Source organism: Fervidibacillus halotolerans (assembly GCF_026547205.1).
In the GTDB taxonomy this organism is placed as follows: domain Bacteria; phylum Bacillota; class Bacilli; order Bacillales; family Caldibacillaceae; genus Fervidibacillus; species Fervidibacillus halotolerans.
Window position 1 is genome coordinate 2,513,977 of record NZ_CP106877.1, and the last position, 24,830, is coordinate 2,538,806.

General features: G+C 38.8%; 20 protein-coding genes. 9 read left to right on the forward strand and 11 right to left on the reverse strand.

Features of this window, described 5'->3' with window-relative positions; genetic code table 11:
• Nucleotides 1-3 precede the first annotated feature (3 nt).
• From OE105_RS11780 to OE105_RS11795, 4 genes are all read right to left on the reverse strand, one after another.
• Nucleotides 4-1,095: a DUF1648 domain-containing protein gene (locus tag OE105_RS11780; protein ID WP_275420371.1), complete on the reverse strand. Its 1,092-nt coding sequence runs from the start codon at nt 1,093-1,095 to the stop codon at nt 4-6.
• A gap of 2 nt (nt 1,096-1,097) precedes the next feature.
• Nucleotides 1,098-1,487: a GntR family transcriptional regulator gene (locus OE105_RS11785; RefSeq protein WP_275420372.1), complete on the reverse strand. Its 390-nt coding sequence runs from the start codon at nt 1,485-1,487 to the stop codon at nt 1,098-1,100.
• Between the two features lie 144 nt (nt 1,488-1,631).
• The gene (locus tag OE105_RS11790) at nt 1,632-2,585 is read right to left on the reverse strand and encodes an L-threonine 3-dehydrogenase (protein ID WP_275420373.1); all 954 of its coding nucleotides are present in this window, start codon (nt 2,583-2,585) and stop codon (nt 1,632-1,634) included.
• A 103-nt stretch (nt 2,586-2,688) separates the two neighbouring features.
• Complete coding sequence (locus OE105_RS11795; RefSeq protein ID WP_275420374.1) at nt 2,689-3,882, reverse strand: glycine C-acetyltransferase; 1,194 nt, start codon at nt 3,880-3,882, stop codon at nt 2,689-2,691.
• A gap of 247 nt (nt 3,883-4,129) precedes the next feature.
• Between OE105_RS11795 and OE105_RS11800 the strand changes: the two genes are divergently transcribed.
• The 3 genes from OE105_RS11800 (at nt 4,130) to OE105_RS11810 (ending at nt 6,767) form a co-directional block, all read left to right on the forward strand.
• Nucleotides 4,130-4,780, forward strand: a complete 651-nt coding sequence (locus OE105_RS11800) for a LytTR family DNA-binding domain-containing protein (RefSeq protein WP_275420375.1) — start codon at nt 4,130-4,132, stop codon at nt 4,778-4,780.
• A gap of 193 nt (nt 4,781-4,973) precedes the next feature.
• Nucleotides 4,974-6,428, forward strand: a complete 1,455-nt coding sequence (locus tag OE105_RS11805) for a succinyl-CoA:acetate CoA-transferase ScpC (protein WP_275422180.1) — start codon at nt 4,974-4,976, stop codon at nt 6,426-6,428.
• A 156-nt stretch (nt 6,429-6,584) separates the two neighbouring features.
• A complete protein-coding gene (locus tag OE105_RS11810; protein ID WP_420842535.1) occupies nt 6,585-6,767 on the forward strand; it encodes an SE1832 family protein in 183 nt (60 codons plus the stop codon).
• 73 nt (nt 6,768-6,840) lie between these two features.
• Here the strand turns inward: OE105_RS11810 and OE105_RS11815 are convergent, their stop codons facing one another.
• Entirely contained in the window at nt 6,841-8,169 is a 1,329-nt protein-coding gene (locus OE105_RS11815; RefSeq protein ID WP_275420376.1) for a hemolysin family protein, read from the reverse strand.
• Between the two features lie 342 nt (nt 8,170-8,511).
• Between OE105_RS11815 and OE105_RS11820 the strand changes: the two genes are divergently transcribed.
• Nucleotides 8,512-8,937, forward strand: coding sequence for a universal stress protein (locus OE105_RS11820; RefSeq protein ID WP_275420377.1), 426 nt, complete (start codon nt 8,512-8,514; stop codon nt 8,935-8,937).
• A gap of 115 nt (nt 8,938-9,052) precedes the next feature.
• On the opposite strand, the gene OE105_RS11825 is transcribed toward OE105_RS11820, so the two are convergent.
• From OE105_RS11825 to OE105_RS11845, 5 genes are all read right to left on the reverse strand, one after another.
• Complete coding sequence (locus OE105_RS11825) at nt 9,053-9,925, reverse strand: ABC transporter permease (protein ID WP_275422182.1); 873 nt, start codon at nt 9,923-9,925, stop codon at nt 9,053-9,055.
• 79 nt (nt 9,926-10,004) lie between these two features.
• Complete coding sequence (locus OE105_RS11830; RefSeq protein WP_275420378.1) at nt 10,005-11,009, reverse strand: ABC transporter permease; 1,005 nt, start codon at nt 11,007-11,009, stop codon at nt 10,005-10,007.
• A gap of 132 nt (nt 11,010-11,141) precedes the next feature.
• Nucleotides 11,142-12,764, reverse strand: a complete 1,623-nt coding sequence (locus OE105_RS11835) for an ABC transporter substrate-binding protein (RefSeq protein ID WP_275420379.1) — start codon at nt 12,762-12,764, stop codon at nt 11,142-11,144.
• Nucleotides 12,765-12,832: 68 nt separating this feature from the next.
• A complete protein-coding gene (locus tag OE105_RS11840) occupies nt 12,833-13,807 on the reverse strand; it encodes an ABC transporter ATP-binding protein (protein WP_275420380.1) in 975 nt (324 codons plus the stop codon).
• Nucleotides 13,776-14,792: an ABC transporter ATP-binding protein gene (locus OE105_RS11845; RefSeq protein WP_275420381.1), complete on the reverse strand. Its 1,017-nt coding sequence runs from the start codon at nt 14,790-14,792 to the stop codon at nt 13,776-13,778. The genes OE105_RS11840 and OE105_RS11845 overlap by 32 nt, the downstream gene beginning before the upstream one ends.
• A gap of 565 nt (nt 14,793-15,357) precedes the next feature.
• On the opposite strand from OE105_RS11845, the gene OE105_RS11850 reads away from it, so the two are divergent.
• The 4 genes from OE105_RS11850 (at nt 15,358) to uraA (ending at nt 20,807) form a co-directional block, all read left to right on the forward strand.
• A complete protein-coding gene (locus OE105_RS11850; RefSeq protein ID WP_275422183.1) occupies nt 15,358-16,209 on the forward strand; it encodes a glycosyltransferase family 8 protein in 852 nt (283 codons plus the stop codon).
• A gap of 108 nt (nt 16,210-16,317) precedes the next feature.
• Nucleotides 16,318-17,550, forward strand: a complete 1,233-nt coding sequence (pepT, locus tag OE105_RS11855; protein WP_275420382.1) for a peptidase T — start codon at nt 16,318-16,320, stop codon at nt 17,548-17,550.
• Nucleotides 17,551-17,799: 249 nt separating this feature from the next.
• The gene (locus OE105_RS11860; RefSeq protein ID WP_275420383.1) at nt 17,800-19,254 is read left to right on the forward strand and encodes a catalase; all 1,455 of its coding nucleotides are present in this window, start codon (nt 17,800-17,802) and stop codon (nt 19,252-19,254) included.
• Between the two features lie 272 nt (nt 19,255-19,526).
• Nucleotides 19,527-20,807, forward strand: coding sequence for a uracil permease (uraA, locus tag OE105_RS11865; protein ID WP_275420384.1), 1,281 nt, complete (start codon nt 19,527-19,529; stop codon nt 20,805-20,807).
• Between the two features lie 204 nt (nt 20,808-21,011).
• On the opposite strand, the gene zupT is transcribed toward uraA, so the two are convergent.
• Complete coding sequence (gene zupT / locus OE105_RS11870; protein ID WP_275422184.1) at nt 21,012-21,824, reverse strand: zinc transporter ZupT; 813 nt, start codon at nt 21,822-21,824, stop codon at nt 21,012-21,014.
• A gap of 729 nt (nt 21,825-22,553) precedes the next feature.
• Between zupT and OE105_RS11875 the strand changes: the two genes are divergently transcribed.
• Nucleotides 22,554-24,569 (forward strand): LTA synthase family protein, encoded by a 2,016-nt coding sequence (locus tag OE105_RS11875; RefSeq protein ID WP_275420385.1) that lies wholly within the window; start codon nt 22,554-22,556, stop codon nt 24,567-24,569.
• Nucleotides 24,570-24,830 lie beyond the last annotated feature (261 nt).

The following is a 24,830-nucleotide window of genomic DNA, read 5'->3' on the forward strand; positions in this document are numbered from 1 at the left end:
TTTTTATACTAACAAGATTGTGATTAAAATGGGGACAGCAACAATCAAAATTAATATGATCCATGCGATCGGTCTCGCAAAGTTAACTGTCCAGCCTACGCCAAACCGTTTTTCCACCCAAACCGCCGGGTCTTCCGGATTAAAATAAAACTGACCTAATTTCCAATAACGATCATCATCCCGATTCATGAACTCTTCAGTCCCGCCGTTAACCGATTTTATTCTACTGCCCCCTTGACCTGTTGTTACCGCTAATAAAAGGGCGCCTATAACAATTGATATCGTAATTGCCATTGTTATGACAAATAAAATTTGTGAATCAATTGGATATAAGAAGGATATGGGTGGTATGGAAAATATTAAGACGAGAGCCGTAGATGAGACAATCGTAAATAGAGACCAACGTTTTCGAAAAATCATGTTTTTTTGGATGGAATCTTTTGGATTAGCCGGATCCGTTTGTTGTTTACTTCTTTCAATTACAATATTGATAAATAAAAACAAACCGATTAAAAAAAACTGGATTAACGGAAACAATAGGATCGTTCCAACTGATTTTTCCATCCAATTAACCACTTCTCCATCAAGATTGTACTGCATAGGGATTTTCTCAGGGATATCTTCAAACCGGATTAATAGCCATACTGCTGTAGCGATGGTAATGATGAGTGGAATAATAAACCATATATTTGAATATGTCTTCTTTTTCTTATAAAATTGAATGTCTACTGCTACTACTTCTTTTTTCTTCTCCTTCCAGTTTTCCTTTTCTTTTAATTGCTTCATTTGTCGGTGATAACGGTAATACACAAAAAAGGTGAGAATCAAATACATAAAAATGCCTACAGTATACACAATGACGAAACGATCTGTTCCCATTTCCCCTTCGATGAAAAGAAATAATATAGTGAATACTATGCCTAAGATGAACGATTGGGAAAAATAATGTTTCCGAAAACGGCTGGGAATCGGATGATGATAATAATCGGAAGGGATTGATACGCCGAAACTTTCCGTTTTTCTCGTAATGTACGGGGTAATGGAAGCGATAATAACGATTAAAGCGAAAATGATATACAAAGAAAGTTCCATCATTTTTATTTTCCTCCTTTTTCCATTTGTTTAAAAATGGTCTGACATAAGTTGATGAACGCATCTTCCTTCATTCCCCTACAAATCGACTCACCGATGAGGGGACGTAAATGTTCTTCTAAATTTTTTAAATATTCTTCCGTCAATGTTGGGAATCCTTCCGATTGGATGACAACTCCCCGTTGCCGGTGAATTTGGATAAACCCTTCTTGCTTTAATAATTGATAAGCTTTGTTTATCGTATGCATATTGACGCCTAAATCTTGGGCTAACATTCGTACGGAAGGAAGTGGATCCCCCGGCTTTAATTCTCCCTTTGCGATTCCCTCAATAATTTGATGTTTAATTTGTTTATATATTGGAAAATCCGATTGGAAATCGATCGTTAAAATCATTGTTTTCATCTCCTATGACATCTATCTGTTATATATATTATATAACAATATTCATATTTTATCAATCGTTCGTTTTCTCCCTTTCAAAAAAAATAAAGGACGCTCCTCATTAAGAGAAACATCCTTTTCTAATCCCTGGTTCGGTCATTTTTGATTGAGTTTTACTTTCAACTTTTCCAACATGTCCTTTGTCATTTTTGATAAATCGAACTTAGCTTGAAATCCCCATTCTTCTTCAGCTGCGGTTGTATCAAGGGAATTTGGCCAGCTTTCTGCGATTTGCTGTCTAACCGGATCCACATCATATTCTAAAATAAATTCAGGAATATGTTTCTTGATTTCCGCTTCAAAGTGTTCCGGTGCCACACTCATCGCTGTCACATTAAATGCATTCCGATGGATGAGTTTTGCCGGATCTGCCTCCATCAATTGAATAATCGCCTGTATTGCATCGGGCATATACATCATGTCCATATATGTACCTTGTCCAATAAAGGAAGTATATTTTTTTCGTTTTACCGCTTCATAGTAAATTTCGACTGCATAATCGGTCGTACCACCCCCTGGGGGAGTAACGTAAGAGATCAACCCTGGAAAACGAAGCCCCCGTGTGTCTACGCCGAATTTTTGAAAATAATAATCACATAGTAATTCCCCTGCTACTTTATTTACCCCGTACATCGTATTCGGCCTTTGAATCGTATCTTGGGGCGTGTTGTCCTTAGGTGTCGATGGACCAAAGGCACCGATGGAACTCGGGGTGAAAAACTGCAATTGTAATTCCCTTGCCACTTCCAACGCATTGACAAGTCCACCCATATTAATATTCCAGGCAAGAAGGGGCTTTTTTTCCGCGGTTGCTGAGAGCAAAGCGGCCAGATGAATCATCGTATCGACCTGATATTTGTTCGCAATTTCCGCCATTTTTTTGCCATCTAAAACATCAAGCAATTCAAAAGGACCACTTGTTGTTACCTCATTTTCTTCCCTTCGAATATCGGTTGCCACCACATTTTCTGCTCCATATTGTTTCCTTAATTCTAAAACCAATTCGGAACCGATTTGTCCGAGGGCTCCCGTAACTAGAATTCGCTTCATTCCTTTTCCTCCGTCAGCCTTATATGTTTTCATTTTCAAAGTCACAAATCGATTGTTGCAAAATAACACGTATTCAACTTATATTTTGACGAGTATCGGACCTTTAAGAAATGACACCGAGTTCTTTTCCGACTTTTTCATATATGGAAAGGGCTTGATCGAGCATTTCTTTCGTATGGCTTGCAGTCGGCATATTTCGCACACGACCCGTTCCCCTCGGTACCGTTGGGAAAACGATCGATTTAGCGTATACACCTTCTTCATACAGCCGCTTACTGAACGTTTGGGTCAATTTCTCATCCCCGATAATACAAGGGGTAATCGGTGTTTCACTTTGTCCGATATCATAGCCGAGTTGTTGTAATCCTTTTTTCAAATAATTCCCATTTTCCCATAACCGATCATTTAATTCCGTGCTTTCCATCAAAAGTTCAATCGCCTTCGTTGCTGCCGCAGCATCAGCAGGTGTAACAGCCGTAGAGAATAAAAATGGGCGAGAGCGAACTTTTAACCAGTCGATCAATTCCCGTTTTCCAGCCACATAACCACCGACGACACCGATCGCTTTCGATAGGGTGCCAATTTGGAAATCGACTTCATTTTGAAGGCCAAAATGTTTAACCGTACCTGCCCCCTTGCCTAGAACCCCAGAACCGTGGGCATCATCGACGTAAACCATTAAATCAAATTCATTTGCAATTTCAACGATTTCCGGAAGTTTCGCAATATCCCCATCCATGGAGAAAACCCCGTCTGTAATAACCATTAATTTCTTATAATTTCCAGACTCCTTCGCTTCTTTTGCCTTTTTGCGCAAGTCGTCCATATCGGAATGATTGAAACGAATAATTTTCGCCTTTGACAATCGGCAACCGTCAATGATGGATGCATGGTTTAATTCATCGGATAAAATCGCATCGTTTTTATCCATCACCGCTGAAATCGCTGCCATATTACAATTGAAACCGGATTGATAGGAAATCGCCGCTTCCGTTCCTTTAAATTTTGCAATCGTCTCTTCTAATTTGACGTGAATATCCAATGTACCATTAATTGTTCGAACAGCACCCGCACCTACGCCGTATCGATCGATAGCCTCTTTTGCAACTGCCTTTAATCGTTCATCCGTAGCCAATCCTAAATAATTGTTAGATGATAGATTGATTAATTCTTTTCCTTGAATACGAATGACCGGTCCATTCGCACTTTCCAAAGGATCAATTTCATTATACAGACCCCGATCTTTTAAATCCTGTAAATTTTCTGTAAGGAAGGATTGCAAAGTGTTACTCGACATTCCACATACCTCCTATGGCTTTATTATTTACGAAATGATTATTTCGACATTCCTCTTCGTGGATTATAATTATTGTACCATATTCGAAATTAGATAGGAAAATGGACTCGTGATTTACTTAGAATAAAAGGTTCTCCTATTTGTAAGCAACATCCCGCAAAAAAACAGCCATATATCGTATAATAAACTTGAAAAATTGCTTTTGTTACGAATAATCAATTTTTCTAATGTAAAAGGGGGATAAGGAATGGTTTCCCACTCCATTCAGGGGATTTTAAACACCTTTACGGAACTTTTACCAAAGGAAACATCAATTGCTATTGCTAATCAAAAAAATTTCATCTATTATCAGCCGAGCGATGTCATTGATTTACACATCGAACCTGGAGATGAAATTAAAAAGGGGTCGGCAACGTATCAAGCTCTTTTACTCAAACGAAAAATTTTTACGCTTATTGATGAGTCGGTTTTCGGTACTTCCTATTATGGTCTGTCTGTTCCTATCTTGAACAAAGGAAAACCAAATGTCATCATTACGGCTATTTTACCGGTTATGCGGAAGCTATCCCTCCCACATTTTTTAACGATAAAAAATGATGATCGATGGTTTCCTGTTTCAATGGATAAAATCCTTTATTTGGAAGCAGAAAACCGAAAGGCAAAAGTTGTTACCAATGATTTAAAGGGATTCCATAAATACAGTTTATCGATCTTGGAAACCTTTTTACCAACGGACAAGTTCATTCGCTGTCACCGATCGTTCATTGTGAACATTAATCAAATACAGGAAATTCAACCGGATTTTCACTCTACCTTTTTACTTATTATGAACAATGGCGACCGGGTACCTGTTAGCCAAAAATATGCTAGTTCCTTTCGAAGACATTTAATGTTTTAAAAACCACCTATTTATGTCTTAGTTATCTTTTTTACTATATTAATGCGTAATTTTGTGTTTTGTTCGATTTTTGCAGATTCCCCTCTTTTTTTCTGCTATGATTCGTACAAACTATGCAAAAGAGGGGATTTGCGTGGAGAAAAAAGTGTTAGATGCATTACCGAAAGCGCTTCACGGGAAAATTGTTTCTGCAATGGAAGCGACATCATGGATTGAAGATGGTATGACATTGGGGTTAAGCGGTTTTACACGGGCAGGAGACGCAAAGGCAGTTCCTCTTGCTTTAGTCGAACGGGCAAAATCTAATCCTTTAAAAGTAAACGTTTACACTGGAGCTTCTCTAGGTTCCGATGTGGATAAATTAATGGCGGAACACGGATTAGTGTTAAAAAGATTGCCCTTCCAAGCAGATGCTACGATGCGGAAACGAATTAACAAAGGGGAAATGCTCTTTGTCGACCAACATTTATCCCATACAGCCGAATTGATTCGTGCTGATATTTTGGAAACAATCGACTATGCCATTATTGAAGCCATTTCCGTAACCGAAGACGGGTTGATTATACCAACAACTTCGGTAGGAAACTCGCCTATTTTCGTCGAAAAAGCGGAAAATGTGATTATCGAATTAAATACTGCCCATCCGTCCGAATTGGCAGGTGTTCACGATATTTATGAATTAGGAAAACAAGGGGAAAGAAGTTGGGTACCACTGACAAAAGGAAACGATCGCATCGGGACACCTGGAATTCCAGTAGACTTAAATAAAATAAAAGGAGTCGTAATTACGGATTTACCGGATTCCCCGTCAACCATTGTTCCACCTGATGATGAAACACAAAAAATTGCGGACCATTTAATAGAGTTTTTACGCAAAGAAATTGAGTCGGGCAGATTGACAGAACGATTGGCTCCACTCCAATCGGGAATCGGTTCCGTTGCCAACGCTGTATTACACGGTTTGTTAGTTTCGGAGTTTTCCGATTTAGAAATTTATTCCGAAGTATTACAAGATGCAGTCTTTGATTTAATTGACGCTGGGAAAGTGAAATTTGCTTCTGGATGTTCCATTACGTTGTCGGAAGAAAAGGCAAACCAAGTATATAGTAACTTTGATAAGTATCGAGATCAGTTAGTACTTAGACCACAAGAAATATCCAATTTACCGGAAATCATCCGACGTCTCGGTTTAATCGCTATTAATACCGCCTTGGAAGTTGATATATACGGAAATGTTAACTCAACCCACGTCCTCGGTACGAATATGATGAATGGAATTGGTGGGTCAGGTGACTTTGCAAGAAACGCCCGTCTTTCTATCTTCGTTACAAAATCGATTGCAAAGGACGGGAAAATTTCAAGTATCGTTCCGTTTGTATCCCATGTAGACCATACGGAACACGATGTTGACGTGATCGTAACGGAACAAGGTTATGTAGATTTGCGTGGTTTAGCCCCGAGGGAACGAGCACCATTGATTATCGAAAAACTTGCCCATCCGATGTATAAACAACAATTACTCGATTATTATCAAGAGGCTTTGGCCAATGGAGGTCAAACACCTCATAATTTAGAAAAGGCATTTTCGTTCCATTTGAATTATGCAAAAAATGGAACCATGTTAGAAAAAATGTTACAAATGGCTTAACGATTTCATTGATTATTGCTGCCATCCTCCTTACCCTTTTTTCAAAGGTCGTAAGGAGTTTTTTTATAGGTGATTTTTCTTATTCATGGTATGATGGAAACGTATACGGTTTATAAAAACCAATCTTTCATATGAGAAAACATGGTGGTGAAGGCTTTGACTAGGGAAGAAATTTTCCAGAGGATTGAGGAATTGAAAAGCGATTACGTTCGTATTCAAGCTGATGTAGAAAAGGCAACAGCTGTCGGGGGATCCATAGGTCAAGGAGAAAAGGTTTTGCAAAATATCGAAGAAGAGTTGAGAAAGCTTCGGAAAATGCTTGATGTTTCGTACGAATAGGATGGTCTCTTCAATCGTGGCACCGGTTATCGGTCCTGACGATGGACCATCCTTTTTTATATCGATTTATGATTTATTCCTCCAATTGTGGATCCTTTTTCTTTTCTAATTTCGTAATTAAAATTTTATCTACTCGAACATGATCCATATCGACCACTTCTAATTTTAAATCTTCAATTTCTACTGTATCGTTTACTTTCGGGATGTCACCAATTTGCATCGTTATAAATCCACCGAGAGTATGGAAATTATTCCCACCTCGCAAAAATGGTACATCCTCCAAATCAAAGTATCGACGGAAAGTATCGACGGAAATAAGACCATCGGCTAACCATGAATTGTCATCCCGTTGAACAATTTTCGGTTCTGTATGATCTTCCTTTAAAGGCATATCGCCGACAATATTTTCCATAAAGTCGTGGAGCGTAACAAAACCTTCGATTCCACCGTATTCATCGATCACAATTGCTTCATGTTGACCGGATTTTTTTAATGCTTCAAGAGCTTGGAACACTTTCATCGGCTCTGGGAGGACAAGGGTGTCTTCGATACATTCTTCCAATACAATCGGTTCCTTTGCCAATAGTTTCGGGAGAACGTTTTTTGTATGAATCACTCCAACAAAATCGTCTAAACTCCCTCGAGCTACCGGAAACTTTGAGTGAACACTTTTTGCTATTGTTTTTAAATTTTCCTCCAGCGGTTTTTCCAAATCGATCCAAACGATTTGAGTTCTCGGGGTTAAAATATCCCCGAGCCGTTTATCTCCCATATAAAATACTTGTTCTACTATTTCGTGTTCAATTTCTTCTACGACACCGCTGTAAACACCTTGTTCAATTAATTGGGTAATTTCTTCCTCCGTTATAGCCGGCCGACTCGATTGTTTCACTCCGAGAAGTTTTAAAAGAGATTCCGTTGATTTACTTAAAATCCAAATTAGAGGCTTTCCAACTTTCGAAAAAAAATACATCGGCTTGGCTACTATACAAGCCATCTTTTCCGGATTGGACATACCGATTCTCTTCGGTACAAGTTCTCCAATAACGAGGGACAAAAAGGTACTCAGACCAACGACAATAATGATACTAAATTCGTAGGAAAAGGGAGAAAGAACTGAAATCTGTTCCACGTATTCGGATAATTGATTGGCAATTTTCGCTCCTCCAAAGGCCCCTGTCACAACACCGATCAATGTGATTCCTATTTGAATCGTTGATAGCAACTGGTTTGGATTATTTGCCAATTTTAGTGCATAGTCGGCATTTCGATTTCCCTTTTCCTTTAAAATTTCCAGCCTTCCCTTTTTCGATGTCACTATCGCAATTTCGGTCATCGCAAAAATACCATTTGCAATAATTAATATGAAAACGATCAAAATTGAAGTCCAAAGACTGTCCAAAATGTTTTCACCATTCCTTACCTTTCAATATTTAAGGTTTCCCATTTTCTTCTATTGTATCATATAAAAATGACCTGTTTTTTTAGTCTGTACTAAGATTTACAATTCGTTCAATTTTTTACAAACCCTTCCTTTTCTTATTTTAGCCTGATCCATAAACGTATATGTTATTTTCCCATCAATCGGGTGAAATTATCACTGAAAATCAATTTTTTGTGAATTTTTACACTTTTAATAGGAAATAACGATGTTTTTGTCGAATAATAGAAAAGAGAAGAGAATATATTTTCGGAAGGAGGAAGGGCTTTTACGCAGCTTTGATCCAACATAGGCCCGCAAAATATGAAAAATACGATTCTCGTTCCTGTTGATGATTCTAGTCACTCTTACCGCGCCCTTGATTTCGCCATAAAATTAGCGGAATGTAACAACTTTTCCATCGCCATCTTAAATGTTCAGCCGAATATCCATACACCGAGTACCGAACGATTTCTATTAAAAGAAGAAGTCGATACTTACTTAAAAGAAATGGGTATGGAAGTTTTAAATCGGGCTAAAGAATATATTAAGGAAAGAAATGTTGAAATCAAAGTATTTATTCGCATCGGTTCCCCAAAAATCGAAATTATCAAACTCGCTAATGAGTTGAACGCCTGTTGCATCGTGATCGGCTCCCGTGGATTAGGTCCGTTAAAAGGAGCCGTTTTAGGCAGTGTTAGCTACGGGGTTCTTCATGATGCCCCTTGCCCAGTCACAATCGTCCCATAAAAAAATTTCCGCAACAACCAATTGGCAGGTTGTTGCTTTTTTCATTTGAATCGATGTCCTTTTTTCAAAATAAAACTCTCCAGGCACATCGCCTAAAGAGAGCATTTTGTTTGAATCACGTTTTCATTTTCGGATCTAATGCATCCCGGAGACCGTCACCGAGCAAGTTAAATCCTAAAACGGTGAGTATGATCGCCAATCCTGGAAAAATCATCATCCAAGGAGCGTTAATGAAATAGGCTTGTGAGTCGGCTAACATCCTACCCCATTCTGGTTTTGGTGACCTTGCGCCTAAACCAAGGAACCCTAGCGCTGCCGCTTCAATAATTGCCGTGGCAATCGCCAATGTCCCTTGTACAATAATCGGTGGCATACTATTCGGTAAAATATGGTGAAATAATATGCGGGTATCTTTCATACCAATCGATTTGGCTGCTAATATGAATTCTTCTTCTTTTACACTTAATACCTTCGAACGGATCAACCGTCCGAAAGTTGGAATATTAATGATGGCGATGGCAATTAATGCGTTTTGTAATGACGGTCCTAAAACCGCGACAATTCCAATCGCTAAAAGAATACTTGGAAATGCTAACATAATATCGAAAATACGAGAAATAACCCCATCCACGATTCCGCGATAATACCCGGCTAAAATGCCTAAAAAACTCCCAACGATGATGGAACCCATAACCGAGAAAAAGCCGACAGATAAGGAAATTCTCGCCCCGTGAACCACCCGTGAAAATATATCCCGACCGAAGTCATCGGTACCAAACCAATATTCAGCAGAGGGGGGTTGAAGCCTTGCCTCTGTCAACTTTTGATCATCGATTCCTTCCGGTACGACAAACGGCCCAATAATCGCCAAAAGGATAAAAAATGTAACGATTCCACCACCGACCAATGCTAATTTATTTTTTCGGAAGGTTCGCCACGCTTCCTTCCAAGGTGAAATTACTTGTTCTTCTTCTAAATTGACTTCCATTTTATCCGTTGAAATATCTGCCACATCTTTCACCTACCTGTTGCGAATGAATCGAAATTACCGTAAAAGCTTTTTCGCCTTATCGATATTTAATTCGCGGGTCGATGATCGCATAGAGAATATCGACAATTAAGTTGATCAAGACGAAAAATAAAGCAATGATTAGTATACTTGACTGTACAACCGGATAATCCCGATAATTAATCGCATCGTAAATATATCGACCGATTCCTGGCCAACTAAAGATCGTTTCTGTTAAAATTGCACCGCCGAGCAATAGACCGAGTTGTAAACCGATTACAGTCAAAATCGGAATGGAGGCATTTTTTAAAGAATGTTTATACACGACCCAGAACATCTTCATACCCTTTGCCTTTGCTGTTCGGATATAATCCGTTCTCATTACCTCGAGCATACTCGATCGGGTAATACGGGCAATAATCGCCATTGGGATTGTTGCAAGGGCGACTGCAGGCAAAACTAAATGTCTAATCACCTCGACGAGTTTTTCCGTATCCCCTTGAATAATCGTGTCAATTATATATAGATGGGTAATTGGTTCAACCGGATTACGAACATTATCCCGTCCACCTGTTGGGAACCAATCGAGATTCACTGCAAAAATCCACTGTTCCAATAATCCGAGCCAAAAAATTGGCATGGATACACCAATTAATGCAAGCAACATCAATGCATAATCAAACCAAGAATTTTGAAACCATGCGCTAATAATTCCAGCATTTACACCGATAAAAACAGCAATAAGCATAGCAACGAGGGCTAATTCAATCGTTCCCGCCAAATAGGGCCAAATTTGTTCTGAAATGGGGGAATCGGTCCGTATCGAGTCCCCTAAATCACCTGTCAACAGTCCTCCTAAGTATTTGAAATATTGGACATACCACGGTTGATCTAGACCTAATTTTTTATTTAAAGCTTCGATTGATTCTTCCGTTGCTGCTTGTCCTAATATAATATGGGCAGGATTTCCCGGAATCGCCCGAATCATTAAAAAAACGATTAATGTAAGCCCTAGTAAGACTGGAATCAATGTAAGTAAACGTCTAATTATATAGGCATACATTTCCGATCCCTTCTTTCAAAGCAAATTCACTTGCTGTATATTTACTATAACCGTAAAACGTACGCATATTTGAATGAAAAAAGAACGATAGAGGAAGAAGGGAGCGATTTGCCCCCTTCCTGAAATTATCCGTTAGTTCCCGAATTCCACTTTGTGCAGGCGATCCGAACCGGTCGGATGGGGCAAGAAGTTTTTAATATCTGCTCTTCCCGCCAACAACGGTTGGGAATGAACGAGCGGAATCCAAGGGGCATCCTCTTTAATAATCTCTTGGGCTTTTTTGTACAGCTCAACTCTTTGTTCCTCGTCGGATACCCTTTGTGCTTGAACTAAAATCTCATGTAACTCATCATTGGAGTAATACGTATAATTATTCGTACCTATATTGTCTTTATCTAGCAGTGTATATAAGAAGTTGTCCGCATCACCATTATCGCCTGTCCATCCGAGCATGAAGGCGTCTGCTTCTCCAGCTGCAGTCTTTTCTAAATACGTACCCCATTCATACGAAACGATCTCCACTTTCACACCAATTTGTTCAAACGTATTTGCAATCGCTTGGGCAACCTTTTGACCGTCCGGCATGTATGGACGTGGAACAGGCATCGCCCATAGTTCCATTTCGAATCCATCCGGGTAACCCGCTTCCGCTAACAATTCCTTTGCCCTCTCTAAATCATACGGATAATCCTCGATATCGTCATTATATCCTGAAATAACAGGGGGCATCGGGTTTTTCGCAGGTTCTGCATATCCTTCGTAAAAGGCCGCAATAATTGCTTCTTTATCGACAGCATGGTTCAATGCTTGGCGAACCAATTTATTTTGAAGTGGTCCCCTTGTCGTAGTCAATCCGAGGTAACCGACATTCATCGACGGTCGAGTGAAAATTTGTAAATTGGAATCTGCTTCAATCGCTGCTACATCGCTATAATTAATTCCATCGATTAAATCTACATCGCCTGTTTTTAAGGCATTCAGGCGAGCCGAATTATCTGGAATGGATCTGAAAATAATCTTATCAATTTTCGGATATTCCGAATCCCAATAATCATCGAATTTTTCAATAACGATTCGATCATTTCGTTGCCACTCAACAAATTTGTATGGTCCCGTTCCAACCGGGTTTTCATTGATTTTATCCCCGTATTTTTCCAATGCTGCTGGACTCGTAATAGCGAATGGTGACATCGCAATATTCTTTAAAAAGACAGCTTGTGGATGTTTCAGAGTAAACTGAACTTCATATTCACCGGTCGCTTCCACTTTTTCGATGTTGTCACCGAACATGGACTGATAATATGGAAAAGGTGTTTGATCTCCCGAAGTACCAGCATTACCATTTTTCCAACGTTCGAAGTTTACGACGACGGCTTCGGCATTAAAATCGGTTCCGTCATGGAATTTAACCCCTTCCCGTAGTTGGAAGGTGTAAACCAATCCATCATCCGAGACGTTCCAATCTACAGCCAGACCGGGTTCTAATTCCGTGTTTTGTTCACCAAAATTTATTAAGTTTTCAAAAATATTTACTGTTACTTTAAAAGCTTCACCTTCTGTCGTGGCACCCGGATCAAGGGATGTGGAATCTCCCCCACGGCCGAATACGAGTTCTTTCGGTGTATCTTTTACCTCATCCTTCCCATCGTCACTATTTCCGCCCGCCTTTTCATTATTCCCTGAACAAGCAACTAAAGCGAATGATAGGAATAGGAACAATAGGAAAAATAGCCATTTTCTTTTCCCTCTTTTCACCTTTACTCCCCCTTTTCATTGTTTTCATTTATCAAAATGTGGCCGTCTTAATACAGAATATTCAAAATTTAATCATTGTACAGATGACATGCCACATAATGACCTGGTCTGAATTGTTTCATTTTCGGCTTTTCCACTTTACAAATATCCATGCAAGCATTACATCTCGTATGGAAAACACATCCTGAAGGTGGATTTGATGGACTTGGTAAATCCCCTTTGATTTCAATTCGTTCCCTTTTCACCGTCGGATCGGCAATAGGAACAGCACTTAATAATGTTTTCGTATACGGATGCAGAGGTTCCCTATATAGCTCTTCACTGTCGGATAATTCGACCATATGGCCTAAATACATAACGCCTATTCGATCGCTAATATACCGAACAACTCCTAAATCGTGGGAAATAAAAATATAAGTCAGTTCAAACTCCTGTTGCAAATCCTTCATTAAGTTTAACACTTGGGATTGGATAGAAACGTCTAGGGCAGATACCGGTTCATCGGCAACGATTAACTTTGGGTTCGTCATTAAAGCTCTTGCGATACCAATGCGTTGCCGCTGACCACCACTAAATTGATGGGGGTATCGTTTTTTATGCTCCTTTCTCATACCAACAACATCCAAGATGTGTTCGACCTTTTCTTTCCTTTCCTCTTTTGTTCCAATTCCATGTACGATAAGGGGTTCGGTCAAAATTTTTTCAATCGTATGGCGCGGATTTAGCGATGCAAAGGGATCCTGAAAGACCATTTGCATATCCCTTCTCGTCTTCCGCATCTTTTCTTTTGAGAAAGTATATATATTTTCTCCCTCAAAAAGAACTTCCCCTCCTGTCGGTTCGTGGAGCCTTAACAGGAGTTTCCCCGTCGTTGATTTCCCACAACCGGATTCTCCGACTAGGCTAAATGTTTCTCCTTTATTTACAGTAAAGGAAATTCCGTTTACCGCTTGAACGGTTCCAATTTCCCGTCCAAATACACCACCTTTAATCGGAAATTCCTTTCGTAAATCATTGACTTGTAGTAATGGTTGACTGCTCACGTTCTTCCCCCTCCTTTTCTACTAACCAACAGCGAACTTTATGATTTTCCTCCGTCGTATAATAGGGGGGTTGATCATGTAAACATCTGGGCATTCTTACATTACAACGACTATAAAAACGACATCCTTTCTTTACTGATCCAGGTTTCGGTACAGTTCCTGGTATGGAATATAATCGTTTCTCTTTTTTACGAATGTCCGGAATCGATTGTAGCAACCCTTTCGTATATGGATGTTGTGGATTTTGGAAGATCGTATGAACATCGCCCTCTTCGACAATTTTCCCCGCATACATGACGATGACCCGTTCACAAACTTCTGCCACAACACCTAAATCATGGGTAATAAGGAGTACCGCTGTTTTTAACTTCTCATTTATTTCTTTAATCAATTGTAATATTTGTGCTTGAATCGTAACGTCCAAAGCGGTAGTTGGTTCATCGGCGATCAATACTTTCGGATTACAAATTAAAGCCATGGCAATCATGACCCGCTGCCGCATACCTCCGGATAATTCATGGGGATAGGCATTCATTAGTTCTTCATGGCGGGGCAAACCGACGAGTCGGAGCATTTCCACCGCCCGATCGTAAGCCTTTTTTTTCGGCCATTTATTATGGATCAACACTGCTTCCATCAGTTGATTGCCAATGGTAAATAACGGATTTAATGAGGTCATCGGCTCTTGGAAAATCATCGCCAATTCATTTCCTCGAACCCGTCGCATTTGTTTCTCATTGAATTGCAAAATATTTTTCCCGTTTAAATAAATTTCTCCCCCAGTAACTTTACCCGGTGGATTTGGAAGAAGTCCCATAATCGATAAAGAAGTGACACTTTTACCCGATCCGGATTCTCCAACTATCCCGACGATTTCCCCTGGATATACGTTGAAAGAGATATCTTCAACGGCAGGTACTTCACCATCATCGGTGAAAAATGAAGTTTTTAAGTTTTTGACTTGTAATAACGGTTTAATTGTCATAAAATTTCCCACCTTATAATGGGTATAAATAATGTTTAATTTAAATTTTAGTGATAATTATTCCATATTTTGAATAAATAATCAATATGTTTTTTTAAAAAAATATTATTTTTTTAATATATTACAATTTTGATAGTTTTACATAAACCCTTTTCTATATAATTTATTCCCGCTTTACTATATTAAATTACTAATTTTTAACATTCCTTTGCAACAAAGGGTGAATTTGTTATTCTCGAATCCACCTGCCGAACTTTCCATTGACCGGATTCGAATTTACCGAACGATTCCATATATAGAAACCCTTTTATATGTTCTTCCCTTTTAAAAGTTGAACATGTCATATACGGACGGTACTTTTGATTTCCTCCGTTAAAAAAATAATTTCTACTAAACCTTCTGTAAATACAACCTTCCCTTTAACTTTTTACTAGAACATTTTTTTCAAATTCCATTACAATTCAAAGGAGAACATCGACTATACGGATATTTTTTTTAAGCATTTTTCATGTTAAAATAATTGAGACACTTGTAGGAATTTGATGGAAAAGAGGTGCATCCCCAAATGATTAATATTCTCGTTACTTTAAATGCCAACTATATTCCTCCACTGAAAGTTATGCTTCATTCTTTGTTCTCAAGAAATAGAAATGAAACAATACATGTTTACTTAATGCACTCGACGTTATCAAAGGAACAACTTCTTGATATAGAACAATTTATCCAATTATACGATCAACATTTCCATCCGATTTTCATCGATGATACACAATTCCAAGATGCCCCTGTATTTCGGCACTATACGGTGGAAATGTATTATCGGTTAGCCGCTCATTTGTTTTTACCCCAATCGGTGGACCGTATCCTTTATTTAGATCCGGATATTGTCGTCATTAACCCAATTAAAGATTTTTATGAAATGGATTTTGAGGGCAATTTATTTATCGCATCCGAACATGAACATACGACAAAAATTGTACAACCGATTAATAAATTCCGACTAAAAACGCCAGCAGCAAAAGGGTATTTTAACACGGGCGTTTTGTTAATGAATATTGAATTAATGAGAAGACTGATTCAAATGGATGTGATTTATTCTTTTATTAAAGAAAATAAGCGGTTATTGATTTTGCCGGATCAGGATATTTTAAACGGTTTGTATTGGGATAAAATTAAACCAGTCGATAGTTTCCGTTACAACTACGACGCCCGCTATTTCGAACTGGCAAAACTTTATCCGATGTATAAAAAAGATCTAGTATGGATCAAGATGAACACGTTATTTATTCATTATTGTGGGAAGGATAAACCTTGGCATAATAATTACAAAGGGACCCTCGGATTTTTCTACAACTATTATGAGAAAAAAATGAACGAAAAATTAGAAGGGTCGATATTCCAAGATGACAGAACCTGAATATCTCATCTCCTTCACAACATATTTTTCTTTCTGAGATGGACATTTGCACTCCAATTACTTTTTGATATGATGGATTAAAAAACGAAATAAATAGGAGATGATCTTTTGAAAGAGGATTTGATTCGACGGTTTACTTCATATGTCAAAATTGATACCCAGTCCGATGAAAACAGTTCGAGTTGTCCTTCCACCCCCGGTCAATTAACTTTGTTGAACCAACTTGTGGAAGAACTACGTGCCATTGGAATGGAAGAGGTGTCGATCGATGAAAACGGGTATGTATTTGCCACATTACCGGCAAATACGGAGAAAGATGTACCAGTAATTGGTTTTTTAGCCCATGTAGATACAGCCACCGATTTTACCGGTAAAAATGTGAATCCACAAATCGTAGAAAAGTATGATGGGAAAGACATCGTTTTAAATGAAAAATTAGGTGTTGTTCTTTCGCCTCAAGATTTTCCAAATTTGGCAAACTATAAAGGGCATACATTAATTACAACGGACGGAACGACACTCCTCGGTGCCGATGATAAAGCAGGCGTAGCTGAAATTATGACTGCAATGGATTATCTCATCCAACATCCGGAAATTAAACATGGAAAAATCCGGGTTGCCTTCACACCGGATGAAGAAATCGGTCGTGGTCCCCATAAATTTGACGTGAAACGATTTGGGGCAAAATTTGCTTATACAGTAGATGGGGGTCCAATCGGAGAATTACAATACGAAAGCTTTAATGCCGCCAGTGCGAAAATTACAATTAAAGGAAATAATATTCATCCAGGCTCAGCAAAAGGTAAAATGGTGAACTCTATGAAAATTGGTATGGAGTTACACGGTATGTTGCCAGAAAAGGAAGCTCCCGAATATACGGAAGGATATGAAGGATTTTATCATTTGTTATCCTTCACGGGAGACGTGGAAAACACGAAGATGGAGTATATCATCCGTGACCATGATCGGGCAAAATTTGAAGAAAAGAAAAATACGATGGCAAAAATCGTAGAAAAACTCCAAGAAATGTACGGAAAGGACACCCTTTCCCTCGAATTAAAAGATCAATATTACAATATGAAAGAAAAAATAGAACCTGTACGAGAAGTTGTGGATTATGCTCGAGATGCAATGAAAACACTCGGTATTGAACCGGTGACTGAACCGATTCGTGGAGGTACAGACGGCTCCCAACTTTCCTATATGGGACTACCAACACCGAATATTTTTACAGGTGGGGAAAACTTCCACGGAAAATACGAATTCATTTCAGTCGACCATATGATCAAAGCGACGGAAGTCATTATCGAGATTATAAAAACCTTTGAAGCTCGTTCATAATTTTCAACTAACTTAATATAATTGATAATTGATTTTCCTATATCATTCTTACGATTGAGAACAGAGTCAATCCTAACCGTTGGATTGGCTCTTTTTTAATTAATTGTTCTTACTATAGATCTCCCGGGAAAAAAGATTAATTATATTAAATTCTTTTTTATAATTATTATAATTAAGTATTGATTTTATTATAAAATTTGTTATCATTATAAGTACGTTGATAATATTGGAAATTTAGGAGGGAAATACATGTCTGAAAAACGTCTAACCACTAGCTGGGGAGCCCCCGTCGGTGATAATCAAAATTCCATAACTGCTGGAGCCCAAGGACCGACGTTAATTCAAGATGTCCACCTATTGGAAAAACTCGCCCATTTTAATCGGGAACGTGTTCCAGAACGGGTCGTCCATGCGAAAGGCGGCGGAGCCCACGGTTATTTTGAAGTGACCAATGACATGTCAAAATATACGAAAGCAAAAGTATTTAACGATGTCGGAACAAGGACTCCCGTTTTTGTGAGATTTTCTACCGTTGCAGGAGAATTAGGTTCTGCCGATACCGTTCGAGATCCAAGGGGATTTTCCGTCAAATTTTATACGGAAGATGGAAATTATGACATCGTTGGGAATAACACACCAATTTTCTTTATTCGTGATGCAATCAAATTTCCCGATTTTATCCATACCCAAAAACGTGATCCGAAAACCCATTTGAAAAACCCGACGTCTATGTGGGATTTTTGGAGTTTGTCCCCCGAATCCTTACATCAAGTTACATACTTATTTGGTGATCGGGGTATTCCGCTCACATGGCGACATATGAACGGCTATGGAAGTCATACGTTTAAGTGGGTAAATGAAAAGGGAGAAGCTGTTTGGATCAAATATCACTTCAAAACCGATCAAGGGCTCAAAAATATGGATCCAGATCTTGCCGTCAAAATCGCCGGTGAAAATCCGGATTACCATATTCAAGATCTTTACAATGCCATTGAAAAGGGAGACTTTCCTTCTTGGACGTTATATGTGCAAATCATGCCTTATGAGGATGCAAAAACGTATAAATGGAATCCTTTCGATGTGACGAAAATTTGGTCCCATAAGGATTATCCGTTAATTGAAGTAGGGAAAATGGTGTTAAACCGAAATCCGATCAATTACTTTGCGGAAGTCGAACAAGCAGCATTTTCCCCCGGAACACTCGTACCCGGTGTTGAACCGTCCCCGGACAAAATGTTACAAGGTCGTTTGTTTGCTTACCACGATACGCAAAGATACCGAATCGGTGCGAACTTCAACCAATTGCCGATCAATACACCGAAAGTTCCCGTAAATCATTATCAACGGGATGGAGCGATGAATCCTGGAACGAACGGCGAAGGATCCGTCTATTATGAACCGAACAGTTTCGATGGGCCGAAAGAAGATGAAAAGGCGAAGATTACACCTTTTGAAGTGTCCGGTTTTGCTGATAGCGTCCCCTATGACGATGATGACCATTATACACAAGCGGGGGATTTGTATCGATTAATGAGCGATGAAGAAAAGGAACGTCTTGTAAAGAATATCGTCGATTCTATGAAAATGGTGGAAAAGGAAGAGATAAAACTACGTCAAATCGAACACTTCTATAAGGCGGATCCGGAATACGGAACCCGTGTAGCTGAAGGACTCGGCCTTTCCGTTCCTGAAACGGTTCGATAAATGTACAGAAGAAAAAAATCCTTTTTTAAAATTATTTGTGTTGACATTTACCTCTGAAATTGCAATAATGTTAAAGATAAGTAAATAGCAACCTTTAAGGCAGTCCTGTGAGGCTGGCAAGGTGATCGATTTCGTTCGTCATGCAATCAATCTATGATTATATGATTATATGACGTGTGCTTTCGTGTGCATATATCAAGCGATAAGCACCTTGCCGGCTAGTCAGGCAAGGTGCTTTTTTATGCCCAAAACAAAATAAAGGAGAGGTTTTCATGGAACAAAAGGAAATTCAAGTTCACGAAAGATTGCCTTTTTTAAAGAGTTTACCACTAAGCTTACAACATTTGTTTGCAATGTTCGGTTCAACAGTTCTCGTTCCAATCTTATTCGGTGTCGATCCAGCAACGATTTTATTGATGAATGGAATTGGAACATTGCTGTATCTTTTCATCACAAAGGGAAAAATCCCTGCTTATTTAGGTTCGAGTTTCGCTTTTATTTCACCGGTTTTCGCCGTATTAAACGCCCATTCCGGAGGAGACGGCTATAGTTACGCACTCGGTGGATTTTTTATGATTGGTGTTATACTCGTTATCGTCGGATTCATCGTCAAACTCGTCGGGACAGGTTGGTTAGACGTGATTTTCCCACCGGCTGCAATGGGTGCAATCGTTGCCCTTATCGGTCTTGAGCTCGTACCTGTCGCTGCTGAAATGGCTGGTATCATCAAACCTGCAAATGCATCGGCAGATTGGAGTCCAGATCCTCACGCCATCACTGTCTCTCTTTTAACCTTAGGCATTACGATCGTATCTTGGGTCACATTGCGCGGATTTTTAAAAATCATACCAATCTTAATTGGTATTGTTAGTGGTTATATAATCGCCTTCTTTTTCGGACTGGTCGATCTTACAGCCGTAAAAGAAGCATCAACCTTGTCCGTCCCCCATTTTTACTCAATGAAGTGGAGCTTATCGGACATCGTCGTGATTCTTCCTGCAGCCTTAGTTTTAATACCGGAACATATCGGGCATTTGTTCGTCACAGGAAATATTGTAAAAAAAGATTTGGCTAAAGATCCCGGCCTTGACCGGTCACTTATGGGAAATGGTTTTTCGACGATGCTATCTAGCTTTTTCGGTTCTACACCGAACACAACGTATGGTGAAAATATTGGTGTTCTAGCGATTACTCGGGTTTACTCCACATGGGTAATCGGTGGAGCTGCTGTAATTGCCATCATCCTGTCGTTTTTCGGTAAATTGGCTGCTTTAATTTCTTCCATTCCTACTCCTGTCATGGGCGGAATATCCCTCCTCCTTTTCGGAATTATCGGAGCAAGTGGTATTCGAATGTTGGTGGAATCGAAGGTCGACTACAGCAAATCTCAAAATTTAATTTTAACGAGTGTCGTCCTTGTAATTGGTTTGAGCGGTGCTGCGATTGAAATTGACACTGTTCATTTAAAGGGAATGGGCTTGGCAACGATCGTCGCCATTATCCTAAGCATATTTTTCAAGTTACTCGATATTTTAAAATTATCAAATGAATAAACATCAATAAAGGGCTGGAAAAAAATTACAGCCCCTTTCTTCGTAAATGAAATTCGATTGATTTCAGTGGCTGCACTTTCCGCGGGTACGGTCTTGCCTTATTCATCTAAAGGCTCTCCAGCTCGTGCTGTTCCCGCAGGAGTCTGCTGCCACCTTCCTTTCATCAACTTAGGGACTGATCGATCAGTTCCTTTTTCTTTCTCTTTACAAAAATAATATTAAGCTGACCGCCATTACCGCCATACCGCAGATTAATCCGTAAATAGATGTATGGGCTTGCTCGTATTTTTTTGCAGCAGGAACCAATTCGTCAAGAGAAATAAATACCATTATTCCAGCAACTGCAGCAAAAATACACCCGAAAACGATATCGTTCAAAAAGGGCATTAAAATGAAAAAAGCAACCAAAGCACCAATCGGTTCCGATAAACCGGAAAGGAAGGATAACCGAAACGCTTTTTTCTTACTTCCCGTTGCAAAATAGATTGGAACGGATACTGCGATTCCCTCTGGAATATTATGAATCGCAATGGCAATCCCAATAGCGACCCCGAGTTTAGGATCTTGCAAAGCAGATGTAAAGGTAGCAATTCCCTCTGGAAAATTGTGAATACCAATTGCCAAAGCTGTGAACGTACCCATTTTCTTCAAGGAGGGATCATGCATGACATCCGGAGCTAAAGATTGCATGTCCTCAATCTTTTTTAATTCATGGGGGTTTGATTGTTTCGGAATCAATTTATCGATTAAAGCGATGAATACCATTCCTCCGAAAAAGCCACCAACGACCGCCCAATTTCCGCTCTTTTCACCTAATGCATCCACGAGAGTATCTTGTGCTTTCACAAAAATTTCTATCATCGAAACGTAAATCATAACCCCTGCAGAAAATCCGAGGGAAAAGGAAAGGAATTTCGTATTTGTCGTGGAAGCAAAAAAGGCGAGAATACTTCCTATTCCAGTCGCTAAACCTGCAAATAATGTCATGAAAAAGGCGATATATACGGTTTCATCCATGTTCATCTTTCCCTTCTTTTCGGTTCAAACTGTAAAATATCGATACGTTCCCTATGACAAAGGGATATGTAAAACAATGAATGGTACTACAGAGGATGCGCCTAAGAAAACGATTGAAGCTGATCTAAAAATTTGATAAAACTCATTTATACAACTGAAAATCGAATCCCTTTGAATAGATTTCAAAATACGAAATAACCTAACCATGGGGCTTAACCCCTTTTTATCAATCTTTCCCGCTGGCTTATATTTTGTTCATGCCATTTTATGACGAATACATCAGTCCTTTATAAAGACGCGGATTAAAAACAAAAAACCAACTTCCAAATGGAAGTCGGTTATTGCATACAGCCACATTTGCCGTATTGGTATAATGAAGTTTTAAAACCACCACTCCCAAAAAGTGGGTGTTCGCAAAGACGTTCCTGCGTGTCCGCCATGTCCTGAAGACAGCGGCCTGTCATTTCCGCCCTACTCTAAAACTCCCTGTTAATCGTTAGGTGAAAAACTTATTAACAGTACGTACAATGTAGCTTTTTCTTAAATATAGTATAATTGTTTTGAACATGATTTGCAATGGTAATTATCCGTAAGGGGCAATATCTTCGTCTGGAAACGTTTCCTTCATTGGTAAGTTTTGTCTTTTTACCATTGCCTACATTCAAAGTATTATGTAGCTTGAATTTTTTCAAACAAGCTCGACGAACCCTTTGGACGAGGTGGATGAAGATGAACGATCGATGGAAAATGAGTGGATTTTTTTTCTATTTCCTTCTGTCCTTTTTATATATGGAAGGTTTGCTAAAATTTGCCCTTGGGAAACCCCTTTTTTCCTTTCATACCATTTTAATTGTTTTATTTTCAACCTTTTATGCTCTTCTTTGCTTTTTTTTCATCAACCTCTTTCCGAAAAAAGGAATGGTTAAACTTTCCGTACTCATCTTTATCATTTTAGGGATCGTTTTTTCTTCACAATTCATCTATTTTTCTTTTTTTAAAACGTATTACTCATTTTATTCTGCGAAAAATGCTGGCCAAATCACCCAATTTTGGCAGGATATTTTACTGTCCCTTTGGCATAATTTGTTCTGGATAATCTTATTTTTCCTCCCTGCGATTGTATTCATCCCTTTCGGAAAAAGGAAATTTACCTATCCAAAATTATCTTTTATTGTAAAATTTTCGATTCTTTCATCGGCATCTGTTTTTTATATTAGTTCAATCCTTTTCATCCACTTCTCTGGAAGGCAGCTGAATTCGATTTACGATTTATATTATCAAAATAATTATCCAAATTTATCGGTTTCAAAATTAGGCCTATTGACAACGATGCGACTCGATCTTCAAAGACAACTTACCAATTGGTCTCCTACTTTGACTAAACCAATTTCTTTTAATACCGATTCGAAATCTAATGTGCCAAAAAAAGGAGAAAATGGATCAACCATTGAAAAGGAAGGGGAAAAAACAGATTTAGATTTACCAAAGGATGTGATCGATGAACCGCAAATATTGAACATTGATTTTGATTACTTAATCGCCAATGAAAACAATGCCGAAATCAAAAAAATGCATCAATACTTTTCAGCGGTTCAACCGACATATAAAAATGCATATACCGGGAAATTTTCTGGTTATAACCTAATTTTTATCACGGCAGAAGGGTTTTCCCCCTTGGGAGTTCATAAAGATGTAACTCCGACCCTTTATAAATTGGTCCATGAAGGATACCAATTTACCAATTTTTATACGCCCATTTGGGGAGTTAGTACGTCAGACGGGGAATATGTTGCGACAGTTGGTCTCATTCCGAAAAGTGGGGTGTGGAGTTTTTACGAATCATCGAAAAATGAATTGCCCTTTGCTTTAGGCAATCAGTTGAAAAAGTTAGGATATAAAACTGTTGCATACCATAACCATACGTACGATTATTACCGGCGGGATGTATCCCATCCGAACATGGGATATGACTATAAAGGTGTTGGAAACGGTTTGAAGGTAAAAGAAACATGGCCGGAATCGGATTTGGAAATGATGGAAGTAACGATTCCAGAATATATCGATAATGAACCGTTCCATGCCTATTATATGACGGTTAGTGGCCATTTACGATATTCTTTCACAGGAAATTACATCGCTTATAAAAATAAAAAGTACGTGGAAAATCTCCCTTATTCGGATGAAGGCAAAGCATACATTGCTACCCAAGTGGAACTCGATCGGGCGTTAGAATATTTATTAAACGAATTGAAAAAGCGGGGAATCGCAGATCGTACATTAATCGCATTAAGTGCGGATCATTATCCATACGGTTTAAAAAAGAAGACGATCGATGAACTGGCAGGACATAAAGTAGAAGAGAATTTTGAACTGTATAAAAATCACTTTATTTTGTATACGGAAGGGATGGAGGAAGTCGTCGTCAATCAACCCGCCTCTAGTTTAGATATTATCCCGACCTTATCCAATTTACTCGGATTGCCATATGATTCGAGGTTATTGATGGGACGTGACTTATTTTCCAATTCGGAGCCCTTGGTTATTTTCCAAAATCGAAGTTTTATTACCGCTCAAGGGAAATACAATTCCATTACGAACACGTTCTACCCCGCTAATAACGACAATCCAATGGAAGATTACGTAAAACGGATTTCCACGATCGTGAATGAAAAATTTTATTATTCGGCAAAAATTTTAGATACGGATTATTATTCAATTATTTTAAAGGCTTTGGATAGGGAGTAGAAAGGTTCCATTTTGATGGCGGCCCTTTCCCTTTCTTGAAAATACTCTAGTTAATCTGTCAAATCAAAGGTAGGTTTTTCTTCCAATTTCCAATTTATATCCTTTAAAAAAAACAGCATACCTTTGTTTCCATCGAAAAGGTTTTTCGGCTAAAAGGAAATGCATGGGGTCCTTCCCACAATCAAGATTCCAAAGTTTTCATAGTGGGAAAGACCCGATCGTAAAATATGAAACGTTTAGGGACAAGGCAGTCCAAAAGTA

Coding starts and splice junctions, on each gene's coding strand:
- OE105_RS11805 (WP_275422180.1), top strand. CDS start 4,974: ATGGAAGCGACATCATGGATTGAAGATGGTATGACATTGGGGTTAAGC.
- zupT (WP_275422184.1), bottom strand. CDS start 21,824: ATGGATGAAACCGTATATATCGCCTTTTTCATGACATTATTTGCAGGT.
- OE105_RS11825 (WP_275422182.1), bottom strand. CDS start 9,925: ATGGAAGTCAATTTAGAAGAAGAACAAGTAATTTCACCTTGGAAGGAA.
- OE105_RS11795 (WP_275420374.1), bottom strand. CDS start 3,882: ATGTCGAGTAACACTTTGCAATCCTTCCTTACAGAAAATTTACAGGAT.
- OE105_RS11780 (WP_275420371.1), bottom strand. CDS start 1,095: ATGATGGAACTTTCTTTGTATATCATTTTCGCTTTAATCGTTATTATC.
- OE105_RS11820 (WP_275420377.1), top strand. CDS start 8,512: ATGAAAAATACGATTCTCGTTCCTGTTGATGATTCTAGTCACTCTTAC.
- OE105_RS11830 (WP_275420378.1), bottom strand. CDS start 11,009: ATGTATGCCTATATAATTAGACGTTTACTTACATTGATTCCAGTCTTA.
- OE105_RS11860 (WP_275420383.1), top strand. CDS start 17,800: ATGTCTGAAAAACGTCTAACCACTAGCTGGGGAGCCCCCGTCGGTGAT.
- OE105_RS11850 (WP_275422183.1), top strand. CDS start 15,358: ATGATTAATATTCTCGTTACTTTAAATGCCAACTATATTCCTCCACTG.
- OE105_RS11875 (WP_275420385.1), top strand. CDS start 22,554: ATGAACGATCGATGGAAAATGAGTGGATTTTTTTTCTATTTCCTTCTG.
- uraA (WP_275420384.1), top strand. CDS start 19,527: ATGGAACAAAAGGAAATTCAAGTTCACGAAAGATTGCCTTTTTTAAAG.
- OE105_RS11845 (WP_275420381.1), bottom strand. CDS start 14,792: ATGACAATTAAACCGTTATTACAAGTCAAAAACTTAAAAACTTCATTT.
- OE105_RS11785 (WP_275420372.1), bottom strand. CDS start 1,487: ATGATTTTAACGATCGATTTCCAATCGGATTTTCCAATATATAAACAA.
- OE105_RS11800 (WP_275420375.1), top strand. CDS start 4,130: ATGGTTTCCCACTCCATTCAGGGGATTTTAAACACCTTTACGGAACTT.
- OE105_RS11790 (WP_275420373.1), bottom strand. CDS start 2,585: ATGAAGCGAATTCTAGTTACGGGAGCCCTCGGACAAATCGGTTCCGAA.